General features: G+C 42.0%; 10 protein-coding genes. 4 read left to right on the top strand and 6 right to left on the bottom strand.

Annotation, left to right across the window (positions count from 1 at the left end):
- Positions 1–88: 88 nt before the first annotated feature.
- On the top strand, positions 89–445 hold the full coding sequence (locus JK188_RS14820; protein ID WP_211885746.1) for a hypothetical protein: 357 nt from the start codon (positions 89–91) through the stop codon (positions 443–445).
- A 74-nt stretch (positions 446–519) separates the two neighbouring features.
- Here the strand turns inward: JK188_RS14820 and fadR are convergent, their stop codons facing one another.
- Positions 520–1,236 (bottom strand): fatty acid metabolism transcriptional regulator FadR, encoded by a 717-nt coding sequence (gene fadR, locus JK188_RS14815; RefSeq protein ID WP_036956460.1) that lies wholly within the window; start codon positions 1,234–1,236, stop codon positions 520–522.
- Positions 1,237–1,456: 220 nt separating this feature from the next.
- Here fadR and nhaB point away from each other — a divergent pair, with 220 nt between their 5' ends.
- Both nhaB and dsbB read left to right on the top strand, forming a co-directional pair.
- Positions 1,457–3,007 (top strand): sodium/proton antiporter NhaB, encoded by a 1,551-nt coding sequence (gene nhaB / locus JK188_RS14810; protein WP_211885748.1) that lies wholly within the window; start codon positions 1,457–1,459, stop codon positions 3,005–3,007.
- Between the two features lie 166 nt (positions 3,008–3,173).
- Positions 3,174–3,689, top strand: coding sequence for a disulfide bond formation protein DsbB (gene dsbB, locus JK188_RS14805; protein ID WP_036954894.1), 516 nt, complete (start codon positions 3,174–3,176; stop codon positions 3,687–3,689).
- 64 nt (positions 3,690–3,753) lie between these two features.
- Here the strand turns inward: dsbB and JK188_RS14800 are convergent, their stop codons facing one another.
- The 3 genes from JK188_RS14800 to JK188_RS14790 form a co-directional block, all read right to left on the bottom strand.
- Positions 3,754–4,059 carry a DUF333 domain-containing protein gene (locus JK188_RS14800; protein ID WP_154603691.1) on the bottom strand — a complete coding sequence of 102 codons (306 nt, stop codon included), beginning with the start codon at positions 4,057–4,059 and terminating at the stop codon, positions 3,754–3,756.
- Positions 4,060–4,115: 56 nt separating this feature from the next.
- Positions 4,116–4,448: a DMT family transporter gene (locus JK188_RS14795; RefSeq protein WP_108478060.1), complete on the bottom strand. Its 333-nt coding sequence runs from the start codon at positions 4,446–4,448 to the stop codon at positions 4,116–4,118.
- A 107-nt stretch (positions 4,449–4,555) separates the two neighbouring features.
- Positions 4,556–5,755: a sugar transporter gene (locus JK188_RS14790; protein WP_036954884.1), complete on the bottom strand. Its 1,200-nt coding sequence runs from the start codon at positions 5,753–5,755 to the stop codon at positions 4,556–4,558.
- Positions 5,756–5,993: 238 nt separating this feature from the next.
- On the opposite strand from JK188_RS14790, the gene JK188_RS14785 reads away from it, so the two are divergent.
- On the top strand, positions 5,994–6,215 hold the full coding sequence (locus JK188_RS14785; RefSeq protein ID WP_036954881.1) for a DUF2594 family protein: 222 nt from the start codon (positions 5,994–5,996) through the stop codon (positions 6,213–6,215).
- A gap of 270 nt (positions 6,216–6,485) precedes the next feature.
- Here the strand turns inward: JK188_RS14785 and JK188_RS14780 are convergent, their stop codons facing one another.
- The gene (locus JK188_RS14780; RefSeq protein ID WP_036954877.1) at positions 6,486–7,922 is read right to left on the bottom strand and encodes a YfcC family protein; all 1,437 of its coding nucleotides are present in this window, start codon (positions 7,920–7,922) and stop codon (positions 6,486–6,488) included.
- A 42-nt stretch (positions 7,923–7,964) separates the two neighbouring features.
- On the bottom strand, positions 7,965–9,095 hold the full coding sequence (locus JK188_RS14775) for a M20 family metallopeptidase (protein ID WP_211885750.1): 1,131 nt from the start codon (positions 9,093–9,095) through the stop codon (positions 7,965–7,967).
- Positions 9,096–9,445 lie beyond the last annotated feature (350 nt).

The following is a 9,445-nucleotide window of genomic DNA, read 5'->3' as shown; positions in this document are numbered from 1 at the left end:
CCTCTAGATTATTCAACTGGAATATCTGCAGTGATTGATATTTCCTATCCAATATAAATTCAACAAGTTAATTAAAGGGGGTAGCGACATGATGAGAAAGATCTTTTCTGTAGGACGATTAATGGGGATAAGTGCTATTTTGTTTTTATTCTCCCACATGAGTTTTGCAACAGCGCTTTGTGACCCTGAAGGAAAAACACGTGTTGAGATCCATGGAGACAATGTCTGTTTTAGCACGATGCCCATACCTAAATGTCCAATTTATGCATTAGCATCCACCACAAGTACGGTACGTGCGGGTTTCCATTGTATAATAAATGATGACTCTATAAATTTGTCAGATGATAATTTTATAGATAGGCTGGTTAAAGAACTATCAAACAAAAAAGTCGATTACTACAACATCGTTACAATGGATGACTCCTGCACTTGTTTACTAAATTAATATTTTAAATATGATTAACCACAACAAAAAAGCCAGCGCTAGGCACTGGCTCTTATTGAAAAAGAAGTGATGAATTAAATATTATTTGCAAGATCAGATGGCATGTTGCTTTGCATATTGTGCCAGATTACGCCGCTATCTTTACCGTAGTTTCTGACGCAATCCATAATACGATCATAGGCTTGCTCACGGCATAAATTGCTCAACTGTTGGTAAAAACTTAACGCTAAACGACGAGCTTCAGGGTTAGAGAAATAATAACGCCCAACTCGTGTGTATAGCCCTCTCAATCCATTAATAATTAAGCCGTAGATTGGGTTACCGGACGCAAAGGCCAATCCTCGGAAAATGTTGTAATCTAAATCGCTAAATGCATCCGAGTTGTCTTCAACTTTATCTTTACCTGATAACACTTCTAATGAGGCTTCTGGATCATTACGAAATGCAGTACGAATAAAAATAGCCGCAATATTGGTACGTACTGCCAATAAGTTATCAATTAACTGAGGCACACGGTCGTGATCGAGTTTCGCCAGCGTTTCCAGAATATTTAATCCTGACGTTTCCCAGTAATTATTGACCTTGGTTGGCTTACCATGTTGAATGGTTAACCAGCCGTCACGGGCTAAACGCTGTAAAACTTCACGTAATGTCGTACGAGTTACGCCGATTAATTCAGATAGCTCACGCTCCGCGGGTAAGATAGATCCTGGAGGAAAACGATTGTTCCAAATACTCTCAATAATGTACTCTTCCGCAAAACCTGCCGGACTTTGAGCTTTAATAACCATATTTTTATTATTCCAAACATTTTTAGACGGACTACGCGAAAGCATACCAGATTGTCACAATCCGAGATAGTTAGCTTTCTAATAAACCGCAGGTGAATCGTAAAAACCCCATATAATTAATGGATTATCTATTAGCAAATAAGCTTAAATTCTATAAAAGATAAGAGTAGTATGTAACGCGCAGTCACACAACACCAGTTAAAGAGGATTAAAAGTCATAATGGATTTTAGTTTAAAAAGAGCATTCTTGAAGAATTTTTTGGGAAATTCTCCAGATTGGTACAAACTTGCTATCATTTTGTTCTTAATAATAAACCCAATTGTTTTCTACTTTGTTAACCCATTTATCGCCGGTTGGTTACTCGTCATTGAATTCATTTTCACCTTAGCGATGGCACTAAAATGCTACCCATTGCAACCTGGCGGGCTATTAGCCATTGAAGCCGTGCTCATTGGTATGACCTCTCCAGCGCAGATTTCTCATGAAATTAGTAATAACCTTGAAGTGGTTCTGTTACTGATCTTTATGGTGGCTGGCATCTACTTTATGAAGCAACTTCTGCTGTATGTTTTCACGAAGCTGTTAATAAACGTCCGTTCTAAACGAATTTTAGCGTTGTCATTTTGCTTAGCAAGTGCGTTTTTATCCGCTTTCTTAGATGCTTTAACGGTCATTGCTGTGGTCATTAGCGTTTCTATTGGCTTCTACTCCATTTACCATCAGTATGCCTCTAGCCAGCCTAGCAATACGGATCTACAAAACGATTCCTTCATTGATACGGCGGAGAAAAAGCAGACGTTAGAACAGTTCCGTGCCTTCTTACGTAGTTTAATGATGCATGCGGGTATTGGTACTGCCCTTGGCGGTGTAATGACCATGGTGGGTGAACCCCAAAACCTGATCATCGCCAAACATGTTGAGTGGGATTTTATTACCTTTTATCTGCGTATGGCACCAGTGACCATCCCTGTTTTCCTCTGCGGGCTCGTGGTCTGTTTCCTTGTTGAGAAATTCAAAGTATTTGGCTACGGGGCTGAGTTACCTGATACCGTGCGCCAAGTGTTAACCGAACACGACAAAAAAATGAGTGCTAAGCGCAGTAAGAAAGAGCAAGCACAGCTGATTGTTCAAGGTCTTATCGGAATTTGGTTAATTGTCGCGCTGGCACTTCACCTCGCTGAAGTGGGTCTGATTGGTCTATCCGTGATCATTCTTGCCACGACATTCTGTGGGATCACTGAAGAACATGCGCTCGGTAAAGCCTTTGAAGAAGCCCTGCCGTTTACTGCCCTACTGACGGTCTTTTTCAGCGTTGTCGCCGTGATCATTGACCAACAGCTATTTACGCCATTCATTCAGTATGTACTGCAATCCTCTGAATCATCGCAGCTGTCCCTATTCTATCTGTTTAACGGGTTGCTCTCTGCGGTATCAGATAACGTGTTTGTCGGCACCGTGTATATTACGGAAGCATTGAAAGCCGCTAATGCGGGCTTAATTTCCGTCGAGCAATATCAGCACTTAGCGGTCGCCATTAACACCGGAACAAACTTACCGTCGGTTGCAACACCAAATGGACAAGCTGCCTTCTTGTTCCTGTTAACTTCTGCACTGTCTCCGCTGATTCGTCTGTCTTACGGTCGAATGGTGTGGATGGCATTACCATTTACGGTTGTGATGACAATCGTCGGTCTGTTAGGTGTTGAGCTATGGCTTATCCCATTAACTGATTGGATGGAAAGTTTAGGGTTAATCTCTATTCCACGTTGATTAATATTGATTGTTCAGTTTCTGGATTTAAAGCCGCATATTTATGCGGCTTTTTTTGTAATAAAACGTAAAAACTAAGCTAATCTTATTCTAATCTGATTTTGCTGCTTTTTTTATCACCCAGATAGAGGCAAAATAAGCCGATTATTGATGAAGGGAATTTATTATGTTCAGATTTTTTAATTACTGTTCTCAAGGACGGTCAGCTTGGCTGCTTATGGCATTCACTGCGTTTATGCTTGAATGTGCTGCTCTGTATTTCCAACATATTATGAAACTGCAACCTTGTGTAATGTGTATCTATGAACGCGTTGCATTGATGGGAATTATTGCGGCCGGTTTAATCGGAGCGATTGCACCGAAAAGCACCGTCGTTAAAGTGATTGCGATTGTGGTTTGGCTGTATGCGGGTTGGCGTGGATTAGACCTTTCATGGGAACATACCATGCTGCAACTATACCCATCTCCGTTTGCATCCTGTGATTTCTTTGTTAATTTCCCAGACTGGTTACCACTTCAAGAATGGGTACCTTCTGTGTTTGAAGCGACAGGTGATTGTGCCGTTAGACAGTGGGCATTCTTAGGGTTAGACATGCCGCAGTGGTTAGTCGGTATTTTTGCAGCTTACATCTTAGTTGGCATCATCGTTGCGATCAGCCTATTCTTCCCGAGCAAAAAATAGCCTTTCTTTTTCGCCCATCAACTATGCTTGATGGGCGATTCAAATCATTAGCTCACAAAAATACTTAGATACACGCCCCGCTACGGATTGCCGAAACGGCACAACGGCGCCCATTTGCAAATTGGCAAACTGGGGTCTTTTCACCATTGAGTTCTAAATTCAGTGAAGGCAGCCCACCAGCAGAAGTACATGCCTCTTGAGCACCGGGACCTAAATTCACCACTTGCTGAGCATATTGAGAACCGGACGTTTCTGCTCTTGTCATTTTACTATTATCAGGACTACTGCACGCTGAAAGCAAAATAGATAATACGGTAGCTGAACCCATTGCCACGACTGTTTTTAACAGCGCCTGACTTTTCCTTTTCATTCTCTTTCTCCGATAGTATCAGCGCTGTTTTGAGTCCCACTATGTTTTGAATCTCATTAATGGGTACCACTTTTAGAAAACAGGTTGATGACTAATACACCAATGATAATTAATAGCATACCAATAATTGCGGGTAAATCGAGTTTTTGGTTATAAATATAGATAGCCGCCACAGAAACCAACACAATTCCCAATCCTGACCAAATAGCATACGCAATCCCCAGTGGCATCACCTTCACGACTTGGGAAAGCCCCCAGAAAGAGACTGCATAACCAATAATAACCACTAAAGAGGGCCAAAAACGGCTAAAACCATCTGATGCTTTTAATGTTGTAGTCGCAATCACTTCCGCAATAATGGACATTAATAAGAAGCTCAATCCTTTCATCGTTCACCTTTCTCTATTTTTTAGCCTAAAATTTGGCAGAAATTTAACACACAAAAAAGCACTGCACTAACCTTTAATTAGCACAGTGCCAAATGAATAAATCTAGCTTAATAATTAGCAGCTGTTGACTGTTTTTCTGCAAAAGCTGAGCGATAGCGGGTATAGATAAACACACACCAGGCAAGTGCTAAAAGGCTGATAATTGCCCCCACATACCCAATATTGGTCATTCCCATATGGGTAATCACTTGGTTCCCTAATAATGCCCCAGCCCCAATGCCAATATTAAATAATCCAGAGAAAATCGACATCGCGACATCGGTCGCATCTGGCGCCAAATCCAACACTTTTACTTGGATCCCGAGGCTAATACACATGATCGCCATACCCCAGAATATACAGGTACCAATCAGCGTCCAAACATCGCCACTTAATGGCATAAATAACACTAAACAAAGCGTCAGTAAGGTCATCGATACAGGTAGGAATGAGAGCGTAAAGCGGCTACTGTAGCGACTAAACAAGACGCTACCAAAAATGCCAGCCCCACCAAAAATTAATAATAAGAGTGTGGCAAAATTTTGGCTCTGTAAGGCAATATCACGCACAAACGGTTCAATGTAGCTATACGCAGTAAAATGAGCCGTAATGACGACGGTGATTAATACAAAGACACCCATCAATGCGGGGCGTTTAAACAGAACAGGTAGGCTTTTTAATGAACCGGAATGTTCGCTCGGTAAACGTGGTAAAAAGCGTAATAACGCAATCAGGGTTAATAACGCAAGCACGCCGATACACAAAAATGTCACTCGCCAGCCCATCCATTGCCCAATCACTCGCCCTAACGGTAATCCCAACACAGTTGCCAGTGCCGTTCCCGTTGCGAGCAAGCCCAATGCTTGTGCTTTTTTACCCGCAGGCGCGACGCGGATCGCCAATGATGCGGTAATCGACCAGAAAACTGCGTGAGATAATGCGATACCAATACGCGCGATAATCAGCACTTCAAAATTCCACGCAATCCCACATAAAATATGGCTGAGAATAAAGACAACAAACAAAATTCCCAGTAATTTTCGCCGCTCAAATTTCCCCGTCATCAGCATTAATGGCAGAGACATCACCGCGACAACCCACGCATAAATGGTGATCATTAACCCCGTATGGGCAACGGTCATATCAAAACTTTCAGCAATATCACTCAGTAATGCGACAGGAACAAATTCGGTGGTATTAAAGACAAAAGCCGCAACGGAAAGCGCCAATACACGGATCCATGCAGTGCTTCGAGAAACCTGGGACATGGTTTACGACATCCTGTTGATGATAATTAAGGTAAAGAACAACCTTTAGTACATTTTTGTGAATAATATCACATTCACCATTCATCTTTAAAGGATTGAAAATTATCATGTTCACACTATTTTTTCATAGAGAAACAGTCACACCCCTTTAATTTTCATGTCAGTTTGAAAAGCGACAGAATCATTTCTTCTATGCTACAATCTGCAAATTACTTTTTATTCTTACAGGAATTCCTAAATGAAAACCCATTTTCCAACTGAGCCAGACGTAAACGCATTAGCAGACGAAGTAACTTGTTTAAAAAATCTTGTTACTCATATGCTTAAAGCTATCGGTCAGGCTGATGCGGGTAAAATTTTGATCAAAATGCAACGCGAAGTCGCTTCGATGGAAGATGAAAAGCAAGCTGAGACTTACAAAAACATTTTAGAACAAATCAAGACTGGTTATCGCCAATAAGAGCTTTAGCGATAAATGCGATTCTATACGCTAACTCAAAACAGCGAACTAAAGTGCACAAAAACCTAAGTTTCGTTCACTAGGATCCTTTATCTTTGATCTCGAATTAAACCATTCTTTATTCATTTAGCTCCCCCTTCAGATCCCTATGAAGGGGGCTTTTTTTTGCCTAAAATCCTGCCTACTCATTACCCAAAAACAAAAAACGCCACTCTTTCGAGTGGCGCTTTGACAAATACCCTGTCTGTCTAAATAACGTAATAAACAGACTTAAATCGGACCTAAATTCGTCATGACTGCGTAAACAATCGAGATAATCGAAATAATGACCCAGGTTAATACCAACGGCCAGATAAACTTCAGCCACTTGGTGTATGGGATTTTCGACGTCGCTAACACCGCCATCAAAATACCTGATGTTGGGTTAATACAGTTCACGACACCCTCGCCCATTAATACCGTTTGAACGGTAGTTTGACGGGTGATTTCTAACAGATCGCCCATTGGGGTGAAAATAGGGACTAAAACAGCCGCTTCACCGGAACCTGAAGAAATAAAGAAGTGCATGATAGCAGCAGTACCGAACATAGATAATGCAGATAATGTTTTCGGTAAACCATCCATCAGAGAAATAATCGAGTTCACGATGGTGTCTAAGATCATGCCATCCGCTAATACAATCGCAATCGCACGGGCCATACCAACGATAAATGCCCCACCAACCATGCCAGCACAACCTTTCAGGAAGCCGGTTGCAATATCATTCGGTGACATTCTATTCAGTACACCCACACCCACGCCTAAGATGATAAACATGGCCATCATCTCTTTTTCGCCCCAGCTCCACTCGATGGCACCGAAAATAAAGCCAATTAAACAGAATGCGGCATAGGATAATGTAATGACGTGGCGTAAAGAGATTTTTGAGGTCTCAAATTGGCTGTCATCAATCTGTACTTCTGGGCGCACCATCCCTTGGCGACGGCTTTTCTTCGCGTACAAGGTTAAAAAGATAATCCCTGCGATCACAAAGCTAATATAAACCACAGTACGGAAGCCAAATGCCGATAGCAACGGAACGTCAGCTAAACCTTGAGATAACCCTACGGTCATCGGTGCCATTACCGAGGCGTTAAAGCCGGAGTAAGCCGCAACATAGACAATTGCTGCGCCAAACTTGTCATCCATTCCAACGGACTTCGCCACCAATAAACCTATTGGCACGAATGCAATTATCGAGTTCACAACAATTCCAGTGGTACCCAAAATGGAGAACACCACAAAGAAGATAGTGATCAACAAAAAGTCATTGAGCTTTTTACTGCGTGAAATATTACTCAAGACTTTATTGATTGCACCAGTCGTTTCAAGCAGATGTAACGCGCCACCAGTAAAGATAATCAAGAAAATGATCGGAGCCGCTTTAACTAGCCCGTCAGCAATCGACGTGAAAACCTGTCCTGGTAAGACGCCATGCTGTTCAGGTAAACGCTCATAACTCCCTGGAATGGTATAAGAGCTCTTAACTTGGGTTTCCACACCATCTTTGATAGTTGTGATAACTTTCGTTTCAGAGGCATACTGCCCCGCAGGAACGATCCAAGTCGCAACCGCTGCCGCGACAAGGATGAAAAAGAGCAATACATACGGGTTTATCCCATCAGAACGCTTTTTTTGTGGTGGTGGTGTTGTTGATGTTATTGCCATAGATTTATCCTGTTGGATTATTATTTGTTTTGTTAGCCATAATTACTGCGTAATGCGTTTTAACACATTGAAAAATAGCTGAGCGCGCTCAGTTAAAGAGGGAATTTCGAGGTACTCTTTATCACTATGTTGATAGCCGCCAATTGGACCTAAACCGTCTACCGTTGGCGTCCCCACACCCGCGGTAAATGAAGCATCAGAACCACCGCCTGTAGAGACGTCTTCCAGTGTGATTGCCAGTTTGTCGGCTTCTTGTTTGATGATGTCGATAAGCGCGGCGCTTTCTGGCGTTTTTGCCATTGGTGGACGGTTGATCCCGCCGGTCAGTGAAAGCTGAATGCCTTCTAGAACAGGCTGACTGCACACTTCACGTACTTTCTTGTCGATTTCAATACCTTGCTGCTCAGAAGAGATCCGCACATCAATTTCTGCACGCGCATTTGGCGCAACGGTATTGACGGATGTTCCACCTGTAATCAGACCCACGTTCACTGACAGCCCTTTATCGTGCTGAGAAAGTGCATGTAAGCTTTGGATTTTGAAAGCAAGTTCTTGGATAGCACTGATCCCTGCTTCAGGAGCAATACCGGAGTGAGACGCTTTCCCTTGAATGGTCAGAACATAGGTTCCCACACCACGACGAGCGCTGACAATGGCACCATTAGCACGCGCAGGCTCCATCACTAACGCGTAACGTTTGCCTTTCGCACATTCCTCGATGACCGGACGTGACGAAATAGAACCTATCTCTTCGTCGCAGTTCAGCAGCACTTCAATTTTTTTGTAGCGTTCATCGTTGGTGGCATAAAGCTGTTTGATCACCTGATGCACCATGACATGGCTGCCTTTCATATCGATAACACCGGGGCCATAGGCTCTATCACCCTCAATACTAAATGGTCTTTCCGCTACGGTTCCTTTTGGAAATACGGTATCAAGATGCAGCAAAATCAAAATTTCAGGCGTGGTAGATGGGTGATAAAGACGATAGTTATTACCCAATTTTTCATTTGGGATTATCTCAACTTCAAAGCCCATTGATTGGTAACGTTCACACCAGAATGCAGCGTGATTATCAACACCCTCTTTATCGTATGAACCGGATTCGGTATTAACCACTTGCTTTAATAAATCCAGCATCTCTGCTTCGTGTACTAAAAATTCATTGTGCATGTTGAGTTCCTATTATTTTATGGCGAGATATTTCACTGAGAAAATTGGCTCCCGCGCGATAAGATTTTTATTCCAAACAAAATGAAATGTTTATTACTCATAGCCGATAATATTATCGTCATATTCCATTTGACGCGCAAAACATAGCGCTATCTATGCACATTTTATGCATATACAACAACGATGAGTAAAGCCAGATTTAACCCAAGGAGAAGAAACCCTATGATAATTCGACACTTACTTTGATTGAAAAGGATACTTTCGCACCATAACATAACAGATTAATAAATTACAAATAATTATTAATGCATAAATATGCTCTATTTTTTGATTTTTTCAAAAAGTAATAG

Origin of the sequence: Providencia sp. JGM181 (assembly GCF_018257375.1) — a bacterium.
GTDB classification, from domain to species: Bacteria; Pseudomonadota; Gammaproteobacteria; order Enterobacterales; family Enterobacteriaceae; genus Providencia; species Providencia lanzhouensis.
The sequence above is the reverse complement of the archived record's forward strand: the minus strand, read 5'-3'. Positions and strand labels throughout refer to the sequence as shown.